The 19508-nt window shown below is 72.2% G+C and carries 17 protein-coding genes; 5 read left to right on the top strand and 12 right to left on the bottom strand.

The annotated features are described in order from the left end of the window. Nucleotides 1-22: 22 nt before the first annotated feature. On the bottom strand, nt 23-1453 hold the full coding sequence (locus ACIHCM_RS15385; protein ID WP_399894971.1) for a PLP-dependent aminotransferase family protein: 1431 nt from the start codon (nt 1451-1453) through the stop codon (nt 23-25). A gap of 46 nt (nt 1454-1499) precedes the next feature. On the opposite strand from ACIHCM_RS15385, the gene ACIHCM_RS15390 reads away from it, so the two are divergent. From ACIHCM_RS15390 to ACIHCM_RS15400, 3 genes are read left to right on the top strand one after another with little or no spacing between them, the layout of a single operon-like run. Then, nucleotides 1500-2009 (top strand): carboxymuconolactone decarboxylase family protein, encoded by a 510-nt coding sequence (locus ACIHCM_RS15390; RefSeq protein ID WP_399894974.1) that lies wholly within the window; start codon nt 1500-1502, stop codon nt 2007-2009. Further along, complete coding sequence (locus ACIHCM_RS15395; protein ID WP_399894977.1) at nt 2006-2452, top strand: carboxymuconolactone decarboxylase family protein; 447 nt, start codon at nt 2006-2008, stop codon at nt 2450-2452. The genes ACIHCM_RS15390 and ACIHCM_RS15395 overlap by 4 nt, the downstream gene beginning before the upstream one ends. Beyond that, nucleotides 2449-3177, top strand: coding sequence for an isocitrate lyase/phosphoenolpyruvate mutase family protein (locus tag ACIHCM_RS15400; protein WP_399894979.1), 729 nt, complete (start codon nt 2449-2451; stop codon nt 3175-3177). Before ACIHCM_RS15395 ends, ACIHCM_RS15400 begins: the two co-directional genes overlap by 4 nt. Nucleotides 3178-3180: 3 nt before the next feature. Here the strand turns inward: ACIHCM_RS15400 and ACIHCM_RS15405 are convergent, their stop codons facing one another. The 5 genes from ACIHCM_RS15405 to ACIHCM_RS15425 are packed head-to-tail and all read right to left on the bottom strand — an operon-like array spanning nt 3181 to nt 10273. After that, nucleotides 3181-4134: an ABC transporter substrate-binding protein gene (locus ACIHCM_RS15405; protein ID WP_399894982.1), complete on the bottom strand. Its 954-nt coding sequence runs from the start codon at nt 4132-4134 to the stop codon at nt 3181-3183. Nucleotide 4135: 1 nt separating this feature from the next. After that, nucleotides 4136-6070 carry an ABC transporter permease gene (locus ACIHCM_RS15410; RefSeq protein ID WP_399894985.1) on the bottom strand — a complete coding sequence of 645 codons (1935 nt, stop codon included), beginning with the start codon at nt 6068-6070 and terminating at the stop codon, nt 4136-4138. After that, the gene (locus tag ACIHCM_RS15415; protein WP_399894988.1) at nt 6070-7161 is read right to left on the bottom strand and encodes a glycine betaine/L-proline ABC transporter ATP-binding protein; all 1092 of its coding nucleotides are present in this window, start codon (nt 7159-7161) and stop codon (nt 6070-6072) included. The genes ACIHCM_RS15410 and ACIHCM_RS15415 overlap by 1 nt, the downstream gene beginning before the upstream one ends. Continuing rightward, on the bottom strand, nt 7161-8690 hold the full coding sequence (locus tag ACIHCM_RS15420) for a GMC family oxidoreductase (protein ID WP_399894991.1): 1530 nt from the start codon (nt 8688-8690) through the stop codon (nt 7161-7163). Before ACIHCM_RS15420 ends, ACIHCM_RS15415 begins: the two co-directional genes overlap by 1 nt. Before the next feature lie 47 nt (nt 8691-8737). Further along, the gene (locus tag ACIHCM_RS15425) at nt 8738-10273 is read right to left on the bottom strand and encodes an aldehyde dehydrogenase family protein (RefSeq protein WP_399894994.1); all 1536 of its coding nucleotides are present in this window, start codon (nt 10271-10273) and stop codon (nt 8738-8740) included. A 177-nt stretch (nt 10274-10450) separates the two neighbouring features. Here ACIHCM_RS15425 and ACIHCM_RS15430 point away from each other — a divergent pair, with 177 nt between their 5' ends. Further along, nucleotides 10451-11341: a GNAT family N-acetyltransferase gene (locus ACIHCM_RS15430; protein ID WP_399894997.1), complete on the top strand. Its 891-nt coding sequence runs from the start codon at nt 10451-10453 to the stop codon at nt 11339-11341. A 151-nt stretch (nt 11342-11492) separates the two neighbouring features. Here the strand turns inward: ACIHCM_RS15430 and ACIHCM_RS15435 are convergent, their stop codons facing one another. The 4 genes from ACIHCM_RS15435 to ACIHCM_RS15450 form a co-directional block, all read right to left on the bottom strand. Continuing rightward, nucleotides 11493-12482 (bottom strand): malate dehydrogenase, encoded by a 990-nt coding sequence (locus tag ACIHCM_RS15435; protein WP_399895000.1) that lies wholly within the window; start codon nt 12480-12482, stop codon nt 11493-11495. Between the two features lie 497 nt (nt 12483-12979). Further along, a complete protein-coding gene (locus ACIHCM_RS15440) occupies nt 12980-14116 on the bottom strand; it encodes a DUF2690 domain-containing protein (protein WP_399895003.1) in 1137 nt (378 codons plus the stop codon). A gap of 377 nt (nt 14117-14493) precedes the next feature. Beyond that, on the bottom strand, nt 14494-14949 hold the full coding sequence (locus ACIHCM_RS15445) for a DUF3017 domain-containing protein (RefSeq protein ID WP_399895563.1): 456 nt from the start codon (nt 14947-14949) through the stop codon (nt 14494-14496). 202 nt (nt 14950-15151) lie between these two features. Beyond that, the gene (locus tag ACIHCM_RS15450; RefSeq protein WP_399895006.1) at nt 15152-16006 is read right to left on the bottom strand and encodes a bifunctional methylenetetrahydrofolate dehydrogenase/methenyltetrahydrofolate cyclohydrolase; all 855 of its coding nucleotides are present in this window, start codon (nt 16004-16006) and stop codon (nt 15152-15154) included. A 260-nt stretch (nt 16007-16266) separates the two neighbouring features. Between ACIHCM_RS15450 and ACIHCM_RS15455 the strand changes: the two genes are divergently transcribed. Further along, nucleotides 16267-16830, top strand: a complete 564-nt coding sequence (locus ACIHCM_RS15455) for a hypothetical protein (RefSeq protein WP_399895009.1) — start codon at nt 16267-16269, stop codon at nt 16828-16830. A 336-nt stretch (nt 16831-17166) separates the two neighbouring features. Here ACIHCM_RS15455 and purH read toward each other — a convergent pair whose 3' ends face one another. Continuing rightward, nucleotides 17167-18732, bottom strand: a complete 1566-nt coding sequence (gene purH / locus ACIHCM_RS15460; protein WP_399895012.1) for a bifunctional phosphoribosylaminoimidazolecarboxamide formyltransferase/IMP cyclohydrolase — start codon at nt 18730-18732, stop codon at nt 17167-17169. Further along, the gene (purN, locus tag ACIHCM_RS15465; protein ID WP_399895015.1) at nt 18729-19367 is read right to left on the bottom strand and encodes a phosphoribosylglycinamide formyltransferase; all 639 of its coding nucleotides are present in this window, start codon (nt 19365-19367) and stop codon (nt 18729-18731) included. The genes purH and purN overlap by 4 nt, the downstream gene beginning before the upstream one ends. Nucleotides 19368-19508: the final 141 nt, after the last annotated feature.

Genomic DNA, 19508 nt, shown 5'->3' on the forward strand with positions numbered 1-19508 from the left:
CGATCGCCTCTGGTACGAGGGCTCAGGGCAGCGCCTTGCACAGTGCTTCCAGGGTGCCCTTCCAGGCGTGGTCGGGCGGGGCGCCGTAGCCGACGACCAGGGCGTCGGGGTGGTGGCCCTCGGCTGCGGGATGACGGTAGCGGGAGAGGCCGTGGACGGCGACGCCCTGCCAGTGACCCGCGCGGACGACGGATTGCTCGGTGCCGGGTGGCAGCCGGAGGACGGCGTGCAGGCCGGCCGCGATGCCGGTGGCCCGGACGTCGGGAGCGTGCTCGGCGAGGGCGGCGATCAGGTCGTCGCGGCGGCGCCGGTAGCGCAGGCGGGCGGAGCGGACATGGCGGTCGTAGGCGCCGGAGGTCAAGAACTCGGCGAGGGTCAGTTGTTCGAGGGCGCTGGTGGCGGGGCCGCCGGCGTGCCGCACGACCTCCGGTGCCAGCGACGGGGGCAGAACCATCCAGGCCAGCCGCAGGCCGGGGGCGAGGGACTTGCTGGCGGTGCCGAGATGGACGACGTGGTCGGGGTCGAGGTCCTGGAGGGCGCCGACGGGCTGGCGGTCGTAGCGGAACTCGCCGTCGTAGTCGTCCTCCAGGATGAATCCGCCCGTGCGCCGGGCCCACTCCACGACGGCGGCCCGGTGCGAGGGACGCAAGGCGTCGCCCAGGGGGAACTGGTGAGCGGGCGTCAGCAGCACGGCGCGCGTGGCGGCGAGGTCGTCGCCGAGGGTGCGCCCGGTTGCTCGTTCCCGGTGGGAGCCGAGCGCCTCCGGCCGGGTGCCGTGTTCGTCGAAGGGGAGGGGCAGGGTGCGCAGGCCGGCGCGTTCCACGAGGTTCCAGTGCTCGGCGAGGCCGTAGGACTCCACCGCGAGGGTGCGCAGGCCGCGGGCGTGGAGGACCTCGCACAGGAGCCGCAGCGCCTGGGCGAAGCCGGCACAGACGACGACGCGTTCGGGGTCGGCGCGTACGCCGCGGGCGCGGGAGAGGTAACCGACGAGGACGGTGCGCAGTTCGATGCGGCCGCGCGGGTCGCCGTAGCCGAGGGCCTCGTTCGGCGCGGTGGTGAGGGCGCGGCGGGCGGCCTTGAGCCACTCGGCGCGCGGGAAGGAGGCGAGGTCGGGGTGGCCGGGCACCAGGCTGTAGGCGGGGCGGCGGGGTTCGCGGTACGGGGCCGGGCGCTCCGGTGGGGGCAGCACGGCGCGATCGGCGACCCGGGTGCCGGAACCCTGGCGGGCGGTGAGCCAGCCCTCGGCGACGAGGTCGGCGTAGGACTCGGCGACGGTGTTGCGGGCCATGCCGAGGTCGGCGGCGAGCGAGCGGGAGGAGGGCAGACGGACGCCGGGGGCGAGGCGCCCGGTGCGGACGGCCTCGCGCAGGGCGTCGGTGAGGCCGCGGCGCAGGCCGGGCCCGAAGGGTTCCAGATGCAGGTCGATGCCCAGAGTGGCCCGCGGTTTCGCCATGGAAATGGACCATACTCCTGGGCTGCCTCACTTCTAGGGTCGAGGAATGACGACGAACGATCACGGCACCACGGCCGTCGGCCACGCGCCCGAACCCACCTCGCGGCTGGACTGGGCGGCGCTCGCCCCGGACGTCTTCAAGGCGATGGTCCGGCTCGACGCGGCCGCGCAGCAGGGCGTCGACCCCGGGTTGCGCGAGCTGGTGCGGATCCGTGCCTCCCAGCTCAACCACTGCGCCTTCTGCCTGGACATGCACACCAAGGACGCGCTGGCTGCGGGCGAGAGCGTGGAGCGGATCGTCCAGCTCAGCGCGTGGCGGGAGTCGGCGCACTTCTACACGGAGCGCGAGCTGGCGGCGCTGGAGCTGACCGAGGCGGTGACCGTCCTCACGGACGGGTTCGTGCCGGACGAGGTGTACGAGCGGGCCGCGAAGCACTTCGAGGAGGCCGAGCTGGCGCAGCTGATCGCCGTGATCACGGTGATCAACGCGTGGAACAGGTTCGGTGTGACGTGCCGCCGGGTGCCGGGCCACCACCGGCCGGGGCGGCACAAGTGACCGTACGCACCAAGCACCTGGACGCAGGGGTGCGCACCGCGATGCAGGGCGTGAGCGCCGCCGCCAAGCGGGGCCTGGGCGATCCGGCGCTCGCCGAGCTGGTCCAGATCCGCGCCTCCCAGCTCAACCACTGCGCCTTCTGCCTCGACATGCACCTCACGCTCGCCCGCGAGTACGGGGTGAGCGAACAGCGGCTCGGCCTGCTGGCGGCCTGGGCGGAGGCGGAGGAGCTGTTCGACGAACGGGAGCGGGCCGCGCTGGCGCTGACGGAGGCGATGACCGTGCTCACGGACGGGTTCGTGCCGGAGGAGGTGCACGAGCGCGCGGCGAAGCACTTCGGCACCCGCCGGCTCGCCCACCTCGTCGCGCTGATCACCGCGATCAACAGCTGGAACCGGCTGATGGTCAGCCGGCGCATCCCGGCGGGAAGTGCGCAGTGGTGAGCAAGGCGGAGACGTTGCGCGCGCTGCACCGCCGGCCCGTGCCTGCCGACCCCCTGATCCTCCCAGGACCGTGGGACGCGGCCAGTGCGCGGGTCTTCGTGGACGCCGGTTTCCCGGCGCTCGCGACGCCCAGCGCGGGCGTGGCCGCCGCGCTGGGGTACGAGGACGGCAGGACGCCGGCGGGCGAGATGTTCGCGGCGGTCGCCCGGATCGTGCGGGCGGTGGACGTGCCGGTGTCGGCCGACGTCGAGGGCGGGTACGGGCTCGCGCCGAAGGAGCTGGTGGAGCGGCTGCTGGAGACCGGGGCCGTCGGCTGCAATCTGGAGGACTCCGCCGACGGCGCCCTGAAGGACCCGCGGGCGCACGCCGAGTGGCTGGCCGAGGTGCGGTCGGCGGCGGGCGACCGCTTGTTCCTCAACGCGCGTGTCGACACCTTCCTGCGGGGGATCGAGGACCCCGAACGGGTCATCGAGCGGGCCGCGTTGTACGTCGCGGCGGGCGCCGACTGCGTGTATCCGATCGGCGCTCCGCCCCGCGTGCTGCCGCTGCTGCGGGCCGGGATCGAGGGACCGGTCAACGTGTTCGCCCCGCTGGACGGCAGCGGCCCCTCGCCCGCCGAGCTCGGCAGGCAAGGGGCCACGCGGATCACCTTCGGCCCGGGACTCCAGCGCCGCGCCACGGAGGCACTGCGAGGAATCGCGGCCGAGCTCACCGAACGGCGGTGACCGTCACGACAGCCACTGCTTCCAGGTGGACTCGTGGCTGTCCGCCCACTTCTTCGCCGCCTCCTCCGGCGTCAGCTTCTGCTCGGCGATCATCAGGGAGACCTCGTTCTGGTCCTCCGTCGTCCACCGGAACTTCTTCAGGAACGAGGCCGCCGCCCCGCCGTCCTTCGCGAAGTCCGCGTTCAGGTACTTCTGCAGGGGAGTGTGCGGATAGGCGCAGGCGACCTTCGCCGGGTCCGCGTCGCAGCCCTCCTTGTACGCGGGCAGCTTCACCTCGGTCATGGGGACCTTCTTGAAGAGCCACTGCGGCGAGTACCAGTAGGTCAGGAAGGGCTTCTTCTCCTTCGCGAACTGCTTGATCTGCGTGATCTGGGCGGCCTCGGAACCGGCGAACACCACCTGGTAGTCCAGGTCCAGGTTCTTCACCAGGGCCTTGTCGTTGGTCACGTAGGACGGCGAGCCGTCCATCAGCTGGCCCTTGCCGCCGCTCTCCGGGGTGCGGAACTGGCCGGCGTACTTGTTGAGGTTCTTCCAGTCGGTGACGTCCGGGTGCTGCTTCGCGAAGTACGTCGGGACGTACCAGCCGATGTGCCCGGTGACCCCGAGGTCGCCGGCGTTCACGATCGTCTTCTTGTCCTTGACGTACCGCTGCTCCTCCTCCGGGTGACCCCAGTCCTCCAGGAGCGCGTCGACGCGGCCCTGGCTGAGGGCGTCCCAGGCGGGGACCTCGTCGATCTGGACGGTGTCGACGCGATAGCCGAGCTCACGTTCGAGCAGATATTTGGCGACGGCGACGTTCGACTGTGCGCCCACCCAGGACTGCACGGACAGGGTCAGGCTCTTCGTACCTTGCGCGTTGGCGAAGGGGGAGGCCTGCTGGGTCATGTCGGCGGCACCGCAGCCGGTGGTCAGGGCGAGCAGCCCCGCCGCCGCGACGACGCTCGTGCGCGTACGCATCTCAGGCTCCCCTCTTGGCACGGCGTTCCGTGGGCTGTGTCACCCGGTCGAGCATCAGGCCGAGGCACACGATCGCGCCGCCGGCCACGAGTCCGGTCGCCAGATCGCCCTGCGCGAGGCCGAAGACGACGTCGTAGCCGAGGGCGCCGCCGCCGACCAGGCCGCCGATGATGACGACGGCGAGGACCAGCACGACCCCCTGGTTGACCGCCAGCAGCAGCGCCGGGCGGGCGAGCGGGAGCTGGACCTGGCGGAGCTGCTGCCCGCTGGTCGCGCCGAGCGAGCGGGCCGATTCCAGCGCGGCCGGATCGACCTGCCGCAGGCCCTGGGCGGTGATGCGGACGACGGCGGGCAGCGCGTAGACGACGGCCGCGGCCACCGCCGGTGCCCGGCCCACGCCGAACAGGGCGACGACCGGGATCAGGTACACGAACTGCGGCATCGTCTGGAAGACGTCCAGGACGGGCCGCAGGGCACGCTCGAAGCGCGCGCTGCGGGCTGCCGCGATACCGGTCGCGAAGCCCAGCACCAGGGTGACGGCGACCGCGGCGAGGACCTGGGAGAGGGTGTCGAGGGACGGCTCCCAGACGCCGAGTACGCCGATCGCGGCCATGGCGAGGACGGCGGTCAGCGCGGTGCGCCAGGTGCCGATCAGCCAGGCCAGGGCGGCGACGAGGAGCAGCACCGACCACCAGGGCAGCCACTGCAGCCCGTCGCGCAGCGGGTCCAGCACCCAGGTGGTGAAGTGGCCGGCCCAGTCGGCGGTGCCGCCGATCACCGGCACTCCCGAGTACAGGTGGTCGGTCATCCAGTCCACGGCGCGGTTGACCGGCTCGGCGATGTTCAGGGCCCAGGTCCCGGGCCATTCGGTACGGCCGAGCAGGCCCGCGGCGACCGCCGCCGCGACGGCGCCCGCCAGGATGTAGGGCCCTGCGGCGCGCGGACCTTCCCCGGTGCCGCCGCCCGCGGCCGCGGTGACGCGGTCCAGCACGACGGCCAGGAGCACGATCGGGATGCCCGCGGCGAGGGCGGCGCCGACGTCGACCGAGGCCAGCGCCTGGTAGACGCGGTCGCCGAGGCCGCCGGCGCCGATCACGGAGGCGATGACCGCCATGGACAGCGCCATCATGATCGTCTGGTTGAGGCCGAGCAGGAGTTCCTTGCGGGCCAGCGGGATGCGGGCGGTCAGCAGGCGCTGGCGGGCGGTGGCGCCGAGCGACGCGACCGCCTCCAGGACGCCCTTGTCGGCGCCGCGCAGACCGAGGGCGGTGAGGCGGGCCATGGGCGGGGCGGCGTAGACGACGGTGGCGAGGACGGCGGCGGGGACACCGATGCCGAAGACCAGGACGACGGGGAGCAGGTACGCGAACGCCGGGAGCACCTGCATGGTGTCCAGCAGCGGCCGCAGCGCGCGGTCCATACGGTCGGACAGGCCGGCGGCGAGGCCGAGCAGGGCGCCCACGACGACGGACGCCAGCACCGCGACGACCATCAGAGCCAGGGTCTGCATGGTCGGCACCCACATGCCGAGCACGCCGCACGTCAGGAACGCGGCGGCCGTACCGAGCGCGAGCCGCGCTCCCGCGACGCGCCACGCCAGGACGGCGCCGAGCGCGGTGACGCCCACCCAGCCGATGGTGAGCAGGGCGAGGTAGACGGCGCGTACGGACAGGACGACCGCGTTGCTGATGTGGCCGAAGAAGTAGAGGAACAGGGGGTGGCTGTCCCGGTTGTCGATGATCCAGTCGCTGGCGCCGGTCAGCGGCTGGGTCAGGTCGACGGTGAGCGCGTCGGGCCAGCTCCCGCTCGCCCAGCGGGCGTCGGCCAGCGGTACGAGGACCGCGGCGGCCAGCGCCAGCAGGGCGAGCTTGACGACGACCCGGTTCTTCAGCAGGGCGGGCACGGCACGGGGAGCCGCGGCTGTGACGGTGGCCATCACGCCACCTCCTTACGGGGCTCCGGGACCTTACGGGGCTCCGTGCCGGCCACCACCCCCAGCAGCCGCTCGTGGTCGACGACGCCCAGGCACCTGCCCTGCTCCACGACGCGCACCGGGCGGCCGCTGCGCGCGACCGCCTCGATGGCCTCGGAGACCGTCGCCGCCGGGGCCACCGCCGGGCCGGCCCCCGCCTCCTCCGCGGACGCGGGCCGCATGGCGGTGCGGACGGTCATGACCTGTTCGCGGGGCACGTCGCGGACGAACTCGCGGACGTAGTCGTCGGCCGGCGAGCCGACGATCTCCTCGGGGGTGCCGAGCTGGACGATCCGGCCGTCGCGCATCAGGGCGATCCGGTCACCGAGCTTGAGCGCCTCGCTCAGGTCGTGGGTGATGAAGACCATCGTGCGGCCCTCGTCGCGATGCAGCCGGACGACCTCCTCCTGCATCTCCCGCCGGATCAGCGGGTCGAGGGCGCTGAACGGCTCGTCGAAGAGCAGCACCTCCGGGTCGACGGCCAGCGCGCGCGCCAGGCCGACCCGCTGCTGCTGGCCGCCCGACAGCTGGCCGGGCCTGCGCTGCTCCATGCCCGCGAGGCCCACCTTGGCGACTACCTCCGCCGCCTTCTCGCGCCGTTCCGCCTTGCCCACGCCCTGGATCTCCAGGCCGTAGGCCACGTTGTCCAGGACGGTGCGGTGCGGGAGCAGACCGAAGTGCTGGAAGACCATCGCGGCGCGGTGCCGGCGCAGTTCGCGCAGCCGGGCCTTGTCCATGGCGCGGACGTCCTCGCCGTCGATGGCGATGTTCCCGGCCGTCGGCTCGATCAGCCGGGTCAGACAGCGCACCAGGGTGGACTTGCCCGAGCCGGACAGGCCCATGACGACGAAGACCTCGCCCTTGCGCACGTCGAAGGAGACGTCCCGGACGGCGGCGGTGCAGCCGGTGCGGGCGCGCAGTTCGGCGGCGGGCAGGGCGGTCAGCTCCGGATCACCGGGCACGCGGTCGGCCTTCGCGCCGAAGACCTTCCACAGCCCGTCCACCGAGAACACCGGGTCACTGCCGGCGGCATTGCTCACAGTGGCGTTACTCATCACGCACCACCTCCGATCAGTTCAACGGCCCGTTCCCCGACCATCAGCACCCCGATCATCGGATTCACGGCGGTCATCGTCGGGAACACGGACGCGTCCGCGACCCGGATGCCTTCCAGCCCGCGGATCCGCAACTCGGGGTCCACCACCGCCAGTTCGTCGTCGGCGGCGCCCATCCGGCAGGTGCCCGCGGGGTGGTACACGGTGTGCGCGACCTTGCGGGCGTACTCGCTGAGCTCCTCGTCGCTCTCGACCTGCGGGCCGGGGCACACCTCGCGCTTCAGCCAGCCGGCCAGCGGTTCGGTCTTCGCGATCTCACGGGCGACGCGGATGCCGTCGACGAGGGTGCGGCCGTCGTAGTCGTCCTCGTCGGTGAAGTAGCGGAAGTCGAGCGCGGGCTTCTCGGCCGGGTCGGCGCTCTTCAGGTACAGCCGCCCCCGGCTCTTCGGCTTGGGGATGTTGGGGGTCATCGAGACGCCGTGTGCGGGGCGTTCGTAGCCCAGGCGCTCCGGGTTGTCCGTGAAGGGGATCTGGTAGAAGTGGAACATCAGGTCGGGGCCCGCGTGTTCGGGGTCCCGGCGGACGAACAGGCCGGCGTCGGAGTCCATCGCCGAGTTCTCCGGGATGGGTCCGTCGGTCTCCCAGACGATCACCGACTCGGGGTGGTCGAGGAGGTTCTCGCCGACGCCCGGCAGATCGTGCGCCACGGGAATGCCGAGGGCCTCCAGGTCGGCCTTCGGGCCGATGCCGGAGTGGAGCAGCAGCCGGGGCGAGTCGACCGCGCCCGCGCACAGCACCACCTCGTTGCGGGCGCGTACGAGGATCTCCTCCCCGCCCTTGGTGCGCACATGGACGCCTTCGGCACGGGTGCCGTCCAGCTCCAGCTTGTACGCCCAGGTCTCCAGCATGATCGTCAGGTTGGGCCGCTCGTCCATCACCGGGTGGAGGTACGCCACCGAGGCCGAGGAACGCTTGTTGTTCTCCGGGTGGTAGGCGAGGTCGAAGAACCCGGCGCCCTCGGTGAACGGCTTCTTGTTGAAGCCCTCCACGCGGGGTACGCCCAGCGCGGTCCGGGCGGCGTCGACGAAGTCGCGGGCGATGGCGTTCCGGTCCTTCTCGTCGACCGGGACGATGTTGTTCAGGAGCCGGGCGTAGTACGCCTCCATCTGCACCGCGCCCCAGCCCTGGGCGCCGGCCGCCTCCCACTCGTCCCAGTCGGACGGCAACGGCTTGAAGGCGATGAGGGTGTTGTGGGACGAGCAGCCGCCGAGGACGCGGGCGCGGCTGTGCCGGATGTGGGAGTTGCCGCGCGGCTGTTCGGTGGTGGGGTAGTCGTAGTCGAGTTCGCCGCCGAGCAGGCCCATCCAGCGGCGCAGGGTGAGGACGTCGTCGCGGTCCACGTCACTCGGGCCGCCCTCGATGACGGCGACGGTGACGTCGGGGTTCTCGGTCAGACGGGAGGCGATGACGGAGCCGGCGGTCCCGCCGCCTATGACGACGTAGTCGTAGATATGGGTGTTCTCGGGCATGGGGTGGTACTCCGGTGTTCCGGTGGGGGGTGGGGACGGGGGCGGGCTCAGCCCGCGAACCAGCGCACCGGCTTCGGCGCCAGGTTCTGGTAGACGTGCTTGGTCTCGCGGTACTCGGCGAGCCCGGCGGGTCCGAGTTCGCGGCCGACGCCGCTCTTGCCGAAGCCGCCCCACTCCGCCTGCGGGAGGTAGGGGTGGAAGTCGTTGATCCAGACGGTGCCGTGCCGCAGCCGGCCCGCGACCCGGCGGGCCCGCCCCGCGTCGGCGGTCCACACGGCGCCGGCCAGCCCGTACTCGGTGTCGTTGGCGAGCGCGACGGCCTCGTCCTCGGTGCGGAAGGTCTCGACGGTCAGGACGGGTCCGAAGACCTCCTCGCGGACGACCTTCATCTCGCGGTGACACTGGTCGAGCACCGTCGGCTCGTAGAAATAGCCGGTGGCGGGCCGGGACCCGGTGGGTTCCGGACGCTTGCCGCCGCAGCGCAGCACCGCGCCTTCCGTCAGCGCGGAGGCGACGTACGACTCCACCTTGGCGCGCTGCTGCTCGGAGACGAGAGGTCCGCACTCGACGCCGGAGCCGGTGCCACGGCCGAGGCGGATCTTCGTGGCGCGGTGGGCGAGTTCGGCGACGAACCGTTCCCTGACCGACTCCTCGATGATGAGGCGCGCGCCCGCGGAGCAGACCTGGCCGCTGTGGATGAAGGCCGCGTTGAGGGCCTGGTCGACGGCGGTGTCGAAGCCCTCCTCGGTGGCGCAGGCGTCGGCGAAGACGACGTTGGGGTTCTTGCCGCCGAGTTCGAGGGCGACCTTCTTGACGGTGGGCGCGGCGGCCGCGGCGACCTTGGTGCCGCTCACCAGGCCGCCGGTGAAGGAGACCAGGTCGACGTCGGGGTGCTCGGCGAGGCGGGCGCCGACCGTGTGGCCGGGGCCGGTGACGATGTTCGCGACCCCGGCGGGCAGCCCGGCCTCGGCGAGCAGGCCGATCAGCGCGACGGTGGTCATCGGCGTGATCTCGCTCGGCTTGACCACGAAGGTGTTGCCGGCCGCGAGCGCGGGCGCGATCTTCCAGCTGGCCTGGAGCAGCGGGTAGTTCCAGGGCGTGATCAGCGCGCAGACGCCGACCGGCTCGTGCACGACGACGCTGTGGATGTCGGGCGAACCCGCGTCGACGACCCGGCCGGCGCCTTCGGCGGCCACCAGGTCGGCGAAGTAGCGGAAGGCGTCGGCCACGCAGTCGATGTCGACCCGGCCCTCCTCGGCGGTCTTGCCGGCGTCCCGGCTCTCCAGCAGGCCGAGTTCCTCCCGGTCGCGGACCAGCAGATCGGCGACGCGGCGCAGCACCGCGGCGCGCTCGGCGACGGGGGTGCGGGGCCACTCGCCCTGCCCACCGTCGAAGGCGCGCCGCGCGGCCGCGACGGCCAGGTCCGTGTCCTTCTCGTCCCCCTCGGCGACCACGGCGAACGGCAATGCGTCCACGGGGTCGAGGATCTCGCGCGTGGCACCGGAGACGGCGGCCCGCCACTCCCCCGCCACGTGGATCGTGTCGCGCGCCTGAGGCACCTGGTTTTCCGCTCTGTCCGACATGCTCGGTCTTGCCTTCCATTCCTGTTCAGGAGTGTGAGCGCCTGCCCGTACCCCTTTCAGGCATGCGCAATCGAGGGCCGAAAGTGTGCTGCCTCACTGACAATCCGGACAAAGGACGGGAAATCCCTACGTCGACTCCATGGACCTGCCCCGGTTCCTTTGACTAAAGTCAAAGAAATGGAGGCAGTGTCAGAGAACGTCGCGGCCTTCCGCCGCTTCAACCGCTACTTCACCCGCCGTATCGGCGCTCTGGACGACCACTACCTGGGCCAGAACCGCCCCCTCGGCGAGGCCCGCCTGCTCTTCGAGATCGGCGACGGCGCCCCGCTGCGCGAGCTGCGCGCCCGGCTCGGCCTCGACGCCGGTTATCTCAGCCGGATGGCGAAGGCGCTGCACGCACAGGGCATGGTCCGGCTGAGCGTGCATCCCGGCGACAGCCGGCTGCGCATGATCGAACTCACCCCGGCCGGACGTGCGGAGGTCGAGGAGCAGAACCGCCGGGCCGACGCCCTGGTCTGCGGCCTGCTCGACGGACTCACCCCGGCCCAGCGCGCCCGCCTCACCGAGGCCATGGCCACCACGCAGCGTCTGCTGCGCCTGGCCGGCATCACCGTCGAACGCGTCGACGGCGCCTCCCCGGACGCCCGCGCCATGCTCGACGCCTACGCCGCCGAACTGGACGAACGGTTCCCCGAGGGTTTCGACGCCGATGACCTCGTACGCCCGGAAGAGGTGTCCGGCGACCGGGGCGCCTTCTTCGTGGCGTACGAGGACGCCCGCCCCGTCGGCTGCGGCGGGCTGCGCCGGCTCGCGCCCGGCGTGGGCGAGATCAAGCACGTGTGGGTGCACAGGGACGCCCGGCGTCTGGGGCTCGCCCGCAGAATCCTGGCGGAGCTGGAACGCGAGGCGGCCGCGCGCGGCTTCGGCGCGGTACGGCTGGACACCCACTCCGCGCTCACCGAGGCGCGGACGATGTACCGGGCGTCCGGCTACACCGAGATCCCGGCGTACGCCGAGCACGTCTACGCCGGTCACTGGTTCGAGAAGCGGCTCCGGCAGACCGGCTGACCGCAGATGAGGCCTACGCGTCCTTCGCCACCGCCGACCGCGACCGACTCGGCGTACGCGGCGGGAAAGCGACGACCCCCGGTCCGTCGCGGCGGACCGGGGGTCGTACGGCTGGTGGCGCCGTAGGTCATACGGCAGGTGGCGCCGCAGGTCAGATGAGGCCGAGGCCGCGGACCGCCTCGCGCTCCTCCTCCAGCTCCTTGACGGAGGCGTCGATGCGGGCGCGGGAGAAGTCGTTGATCTCCAGGCCCTGCACGATCTCGTACTTGCCGTCCTTGCAGGTGACCGGGAACGAGGAGATCAGGCCCTCGGGGACGCCGTAGGAACCGTCCGACGGGATGCCCATGGAGACCCAGTCGCCCTCGGCCGTGCCGTTGACCCACGTGTGGACGTGGTCGATGGCGGCGTTGGCGGCGGACGCGGCCGAGGAGGCGCCGCGGGCCTCGATGATGGCGGCACCGCGCTTGGCGACGGTCGGGATGAAGTCCTCGGCCAGCCACTTCTCGTCGTTCACGACCTCAGCGGCGTTCTTGCCGGCGACCGTGGCGTGGAAGATGTCGGGGTACTGGGTGGCGGAGTGGTTGCCCCAGATCGTCAGCTTCTTGATCTCGGAGACCGGGGTGCCCGTCTTCTTCGCCAGCTGCGTCAGCGCGCGGTTGTGGTCCAGGCGGGTCATGGCGGTGAAGCGCTCAGCCGGTACGTCCGGGGCTGCCGCCTGCGCGATCAGGGCGTTGGTGTTGGCCGGGTTGCCGACGACCAGGACCCTGATGTCGTCCGCGGCGTGCGCGTTGATGGCCTGGCCCTGCGGCTTGAAGATGCCGCCGTTGGCCTCCAGGAGGTCACCGCGCTCCATGCCCTTGGTGCGCGGACGGGCGCCCACGAGGAGGGCGACGTTGGCGCCGTCGAAGGCCACGTTCGGGTCGTCGCTGATGTCGATGCCCTGAAGGAGCGGGAACGCGCAGTCGTCCAGTTCCATCGCGGTGCCCTCGGCGGCCTTCAGGGCCGGGGTGATCTCCAGGAGGCGGAGCTTGACCGGCACGTCCGCGCCGAGCAGCTGGCCGGAGGCGATGCGGAAGAGCAGGGCGTAACCGATCTGGCCGGCCGCGCCGGTGACGGTGACGTTCACGGGAGTGCGGGTCATGGCGTTCTCCGTATGACAGCTGGCGGTGGGGCGTCCCTGCCCCGGCTTTTTTGATCGATCTCTTGGCGTCAAGAGAGATCCAGCGGTCAGGCTATCGCGCCTCCGGTATCCCCGGCGTCCGGGTCGGTGTGGCCCGGCCCACAGAACAGAACGAACGGCGGCGGCCGCCCGTCCGGGAGAGGAGAGACGGGGCGACCGCCGGGTGGGGGTACCGTTGCCGGACTCCCGTGGGGGTACTGTGCGCGTGCCCGGGAACGCGGACCGCATGCGTGCGGACGGCGACTTTTTTACGGCGCCTTCCACGGCACCCTGGCGGCGCCTTTCACCGCACCCTGGCGGCGCCTTCCACGGCACGTTCTTCGGCGCCGTCGCGGCGCGTCAGCGGGCGTCCTTGCGGCCCCCTCGCGGCGCGTTCGCCTCGTACCTCTTGCGCCTCCCCGCAAGGAGACCACCCGAGGGGCACCGCGGCCCGCACGGCACCGCGGTGGCCCTTACTGCTACTGCGTGCAGCCCCGCTCCCCCGACGCGAGTGTCGCGCACGCCGTGGCCTCGCCCGCGTCCCGCACGGCGATCATCGGGGTGTACGCGATGGTGTCACCCACGGTGGTGACTGAGCCCTTCTCCTTGGCGGTGCCCACGGTCACCTGGACCTCGTCGCCCGGCCCGGCCTGGGTGACACGGCCCCATGCCGCGCCACAGGTCCTGCTGTAGCGGACCTCGACGACGGTGGTGCCGACGGTCGCCGACCGGGCGGTGGTGACCAGGTCGTCGCTGCACCCCGTGGCCTCCGCGTCCTTGCCCGTGCAGCTGTCGTCTTCGCACTTCACGCCGGGTGGCAGAGCGGCGTCGGCGCTGACGGACGGCGACGGCGAGGCGCCTGCGGTGCCGGTGACGTCACCGCGGTCGCCGGTGACGTAGTACGCGGCGCCTGCGGCGGCGACCACGACGGCGGCTCCGGCGAGGAACATCACGAGCCGCCGCCCGGCCGGCGCACCGCCGGAGGGGGCACCCGGCGGGACCGGTGCGGGGGTGCCAGGGCCCGTTGCCCGGCCGGCCGGCGGCGGGGTCACCCCGGTGCCGGCCCGGCCGCCCGCCCGGGACGGTCCGGTGTAGCCCGCGAGCCCCCACGAGTTGACCGCCGGCCGGGCCTGGGCGTCCCGGGCGTCGGCGTCGGGCGCCGTCGGCTGGGGCGGCACCGTCGGGGCCACGCCTGCCGGGCCCGCGATGCCCGGTGCCGCCGTGGCACCGGCGCCCCGGCGTGCCGTTCTGCCCTTCGCGGCACCCGGGGGCGCGCCGAACTCGCCGAGCGCCGCGCGCGCCTGTGAGATCCGGATGGCCTCCATGGTCATGTCGTGGCGCATCTCCGAGCGGCTCCAGGCCCGTTCGGCGAGTTCCCACATCGTGGTCAGATGGATCGGGTTGGTCCCGGTGACCTCTGCCAGCGCGACGATCGCGCCCTTGGGCGCGAGCAGCCGACCGTTGAGATAGCGCTCCCAGGACGTCCTGCTGTATCCGGTGCGGTCGGACAGCGCGGAGACGTTCAGGCCGCTGCGGTCCACGAGCCGCCGCAACTGTCCGACGAACTCCCCGATCTGCGGATCGAGTTCCTCCGGCAAGGCCTTCCAACGAGGCATCGCTTCCCCCTGGTTCCCCCTGTGTGTGCCGCTGCGCGCGGGACGTCCCGGACCATCCCGATTGGGCAGATTAGCCCCGCTGTGCAGTGCCTTGAACCGGCTTCCCCGAAGCTGTCAACACATCGACACAACGGGCACACACCGGTGACCTCCGGCGTCCCAGCTGTACGCGACGCACCCAGACGCAACCGGCCCCCAGCTGTGGCAAGGCGCGGACACCGTAGCGGAACGGTCACTTCCGTGCCACAGCGCACGGACAGCCGTTGAACAGGCCGTTCGTCGTGCGGGAGTTTGGGTGCGACGGCGGCCCGTCCTGGCTCGGGGGAGGGGACGGGCCGCCGTTCCGTGCGGGTGACCGGCTGCCGGTCGTGGCACTCCTAGTTGCTGACGGTGAAGTGCAGGGTGTCCTTCAGGAAGGGGATCTCCAGCCAGGGGTCCGGCTGAGCCATCAGCGCCAGCAGGACGATCGCCAGACCGAGGACGCCGTAGGTGGCGATGTCCGTGAAGCGGGAGCGCACGGCGAGCATGCCGACGCCGGGCAGCATCCAGCGCATCACGGCACCGCCGACCAGCGCCACGCCCACCAGCATGGTGCCGATCCTGAACCCGTCGAACGCCGTCAGCAGCAGGCCGAGACCGACCAGCCCCAGCACGGCGAGCATCGGCCACTGCCGCGCGGGCGCGGGCGCGTCCCCGGGCGCCGCCCGGCCACCGCCCTCGGGTCGCGCGGTGTCCTTGGTGAACAGGGGGAAGCGGCGGGTGGCCCGCCGGGGCGTCCCGTCCTCGTCCACGACACTGATCGCGTCCCGCACCACGAGCCCGGCGTCCTCCACGGCACCGTCGTCGGCCGCACGCTCCGGGCCCGGCGGCGGCACGGACCCGTTCTGCGACACGCCGCGCGCGGCGACACCGTTCTGCGACACGCCGGTCTGCGCCGAAGCGGCGGCCCGCGTGGCGGCGGCGCTCTCCTGCGCCGCGGCGCCGTTGCCCGCCGCGGTTCCGTGGCTCCCGGTGGTCCCGTTCTCCTCGGGCGACTCAGCCGGCACTGCGCTCCGCCGCCTCGACCACGTTGACGAGCAGCTGGGCCCGGGTCATGGGGCCGACGCCGCCGGGGTTCGGGGAGATCCAGCCCGCGACCTCCGCGACGTCCGGGTGGACGTCACCGACGATCTTGCCCTCGGCGCTGCGCGAGACGCCTACGTCGAGGACGGCCGCGCCCGGTTTGACGTCCTCGGGCCGGACCAGGTGGGCGGACCCGGCGGCGGCGACGATGATGTCGGCGCGCTTGAGGTGGGCGGACAGGTCACGCGTACCGGTGTGGCACTGCGTCACCGTCGCGTTCTCGCTGCGCCGGGTGAGCAGCAGCGGCATCGGGCGGCCGATGGTCACGCCGCGGCCGACGACCACGACCTCGGCACCCTTGATCTCCACGCCGTAGCGGCGCAGCAGCGTCAGCACGCCGTTCGGGGTGCAGGGCAGCGGCGCGGGCTCGTTCAGGACCAGGCGGCCCAGGTTCATCGGGTGCAGCCCGTCCGCGTCCTTGTCCGGGTCCATGAGTTCCAGGATGCGGTTCTCGTCGATGCCCTTGGGGAGCGGCAGTTGCACGATGTAACCGGTGCACGCCGGGTCCTCGTTGAGCTCCCGTACGACCGCCTCGATCTCGTCCTGCGTCGCCGTGGCGGGCAGTTCGCGCTGGATGGAGGCGATGCCGACCTGCGCGCAGTCACGGTGCTTGCCGGCGACGTACTTCTGGCTGCCGGGGTCCTCCCCGACCAGGATCGTGCCGAGGCCGGGCGTGACGCCCTTCTCCTTCAGCGCCGCCACGCGGGCGGACAGATCGGACTTGATCGCGGCTGCGGTGGCCTTGCCATCGAGAATCTGGGCGGTCATGACCCCATCCTCCCGGATGACCGCCTCCTGGTTCCAATCCGGGTCCGCCGGGGTCCGGCCCGGCGTATCCCCCATGATCGGCGATGTTGCACTTGCACAACACATAGGGAATGCGGCTGGACAAGCGGACCATGGCTGAAGAACGATTGACGTCACAGTGCCGCGGGCTGTACCGGGGGGACGAACCGCATCTGTAGCAACCTTCCTCCGCATCCGCCGCGCGTCGTCCCCGCACACCAGGCAACGGAGGAAAGACCGCCATGAGTTTCGGCGACCCGAACAACCCCTACGGCGCGCCGCAGGGCCAGCAGCAGGGCTACGGCTACCCCCAGCAGCAGCCGGCCCCCGGTTACGGCTACCCGCAGGCCCCGCCGGCCGGGTACCCCGGCTCCCCGGCGCCGACGTCCATGCCCGGCACCGTGAGCACGGCTCGCGTCCTGCTGTGGATCATCGTGGGCCTGCAGGTCCTCGGTGTGGCGCTGTTCGCCTTCAGCGCCGTCGGCGTCGAGGCCGCGAAGAACGACGAGACGCTGCAGGAGGACGCCTCGTTCCAGCAGCTGGCCGACTACTCCTCCGGCATGCTGTGGGCCATGATGCTGTTCGCCGTCGCCTGGGGCGTGTTCGCGCTCGTTCTGGCGCTGAAGTTCCGCACCGGCGGCAACGGCATACGCATCACGACCCTGGTGTTCGGCATCATCACCGCGGTGCTCGGCGTCTACCCCTTCATCCTGGTCGGCCTGATCCACACCGTGCTCGCCATCCTCGTCGCCGTGTTCGTGGGCAACGCCAACGGCAAGGCCTGGTTCAACCGCCCGCGCTACTGAGCGCCCGCGCGGCCGCCACACGTACGGTTCGCGCCATTCACACCCGAGGGCCGTGTCCCACCCGTACAAGGGGGGACACGGCCCTGGTGCGTCGCCCTGCTCTGAAGCGGTAGCCGCCGGGCACGGGGAGACGGGCCTTGTACAGCGTCATCGTGGCGTGATCGCTGCGGTACGGCGTGCGGGTGACCCTGAGACTTCCGAGGTACCGCTCGGGGACGCGCGCCCGCATCGTGGTGACGGGACGGCCAGGACCGCGGCCCGCACGACCGCGGCCTCCGGCCTCCTCGGGGGAGGGCCGGAGGCCGCGGGCCACCGTCACAAGTAACTCGGCGGATGTCAGTGGAAGAAGTGGCGGGTGCCCGTGAAGTACATGGTCACGCCCGCCTTCCGCGCGGCCTCGACGACCTGCTCGTCGCGGACCGAACCGCCCGGCTGCACCACGGCCTTGACGCCCGCCTCGGTGAGGATCTCCAGCCCGTCGGGGAAGGGGAAGAAGGCGTCGGAGGCCGCGTAGGCGCCCTGCGCCCGCTCGGCGCCGGCCCGCTCGACCGCCAGCTTCGCGGAGTCGACCCGGTTGACCTGTCCCATGCCCACGCCGACCGAGGCGCCGTCCTTCGCGAGCAGGATGGCGTTGGACTTCACCGCCCGGCACGCCCGCCACGCGAACGCCAGCTCCCGCAGCTCCTCCGCGCCCAGTGCCTCGCCGGTCGCCAGCGTCCAGCCGGCGGGGTCGTCGCCCTCGGCCTGGAGGCGGTCGGTGACCTGGAGCAGGGCGCCACCGTCGACGGCCTTGACCTCGACCGGGTTCGCCGGGCCCTCGGGGCAGCGCAGCACGCGGATGTTCTTCTTCTTGGTGAGGGCGTCGAGCGCGCCCTCCTCGTAGCCGGGCGCGACGATGACCTCGGTGAAGATCTCGGCGACCTGCTCGGCCATCTCCCTGCTCACGGGGCGGTTCACGGCGATCACGCCGCCGAACGCCGACAGCGGGTCGCAGGCGTGCGCCTTGCGGTGCGCCTCGGCGACGTCCGCGCCGATCGCGATGCCGCACGGGTTGGCGTGCTTGATGATCGCGACGCAGGGCTCGTCGTGGTCGTACGCGGCACGGCGGGCGGCGTCCGTGTCCGTGTAGTTGTTGTACGACATCTCCTTGCCGTGCAGCTGCTCCGCCTCGGCCAGCCCGCCACCCGTGCCGTCCACGTAGAGGGCGGCGGGCTGGTGCGGGTTCTCGCCGTAGCGGAGAGTGTTCTTGCGCTCCCAGGTGGCGCCGAGGAAGTCCGGGAACCGCGAGTCGTCGACCGGCGCGTACTCGCTCGCGAACCAGGACGCCACCGCCACGTCGTACGCGGCCGTGTGCTGGAAGGCCTCCGCGGCGAGCCGCTTGCGGGTGGCGAGGTCGAAGCCGCCCTCCTCGACCGCGGCCAGCACGTCGCCGTAGCGGGCCGGGCTGGTGACGACGGCGACGGACGGGTGGTTCTTGGCGGCGGCGCGCACCATGGAGGGGCCGCCGATGTCGATCTGCTCGACGCACTCGTCGGGGCTCGCGCCGGAGGCGACGGTCTCGCGGAACGGGTAGAGGTTGACCACGACCAGGTCGAACGGCTCGACGCCGAGTTCCTGGAGCTGCTGCCGGTGGTCCTCCAGGCGCAGGTCGGCGAGGATGCCCGCGTGCACCTTCGGGTGCAGCGTCTTGACCCGGCCGTCCAGGCACTCGGGGAAGCCGGTGAGCTCCTCGACCTTGGTGACGGGGACGCCGGCGGCGGCGATACGGGCGGCGGTGGACCCGGTGGAGACGAGGGCGACACCCGCCTCGTGCAGGCCGCGTGCGAGGTCTTCGAGGCCCGTCTTGTCGTAGACGCTGACGAGCGCCCGGCGAAGGGGCCGCTTGTTGCTCTCGGCGGTCACTGGATAACTACCTTTCGTCCCTCAATGCGATGGCCGTTGCGGGCGAGCCGCCCTACGACCTCGACGAGCAGCCTTCGCTCGACTTCCTTGATGCGCTCGTGGAGCGCGCTCTCGTCGTCCTCGTCCCGGACCTCCACCACGCCCTGAGCGATGATCGGCCCGGTGTCGACACCGTCGTCGACGAAGTGGACGGTGCAGCCGGTGACCTTGGCCCCGTACGCGAGCGCGTCACGGACGCCGTGGGTGCCGGGAAAACTGGGGAGCAGGGCCGGGTGAGTGTTGACGCACCGGCCGCCGTACCGGGTCAGGAAGGCCTTGCCCAGGATCTTCATGAACCCGGCCGAGACGACGAGATCGGGCTCGTACGCGGCGACGGCGTCGGCGAGAGCGGCGTCCCACTCCTCGCGGGTCGCGAAGTCCTTGACCCGGCAGACGAACGTGGGCAGCCCGGCCCGCTCCGCGCGCGCGAGCCCCTCGATGCCGTCACGGTCGGCTCCGACAGCCACGATCTCGGCGCCGTAGGCCTCGGCGCCCTCCGCCGCGATGGCGTCCAGCAACGCCTGGAGATTGGTGCCGGATCCGGAGACCAGCACGACGAGGCGCCTGGTGCTCCTGGCCACGGGCTTGGCGGCCACGGTGGAGCCCTTTCTCGGGGAAGCGTTTGTATGGTCGTACGAATGCTTCGCGCCCCCGGATACGGGGAAGCCTACGAAGCGGTCGACCGTCAGCAACGATACCGGCACACCGGGCGGCCCCCCACGGGACGGGGGCGTGGC

The organism is Streptomyces sp. NPDC052023 (genome assembly GCF_044548465.1).
In the GTDB taxonomy this organism is placed as follows: domain Bacteria; phylum Actinomycetota; class Actinomycetes; order Streptomycetales; family Streptomycetaceae; genus Streptomyces.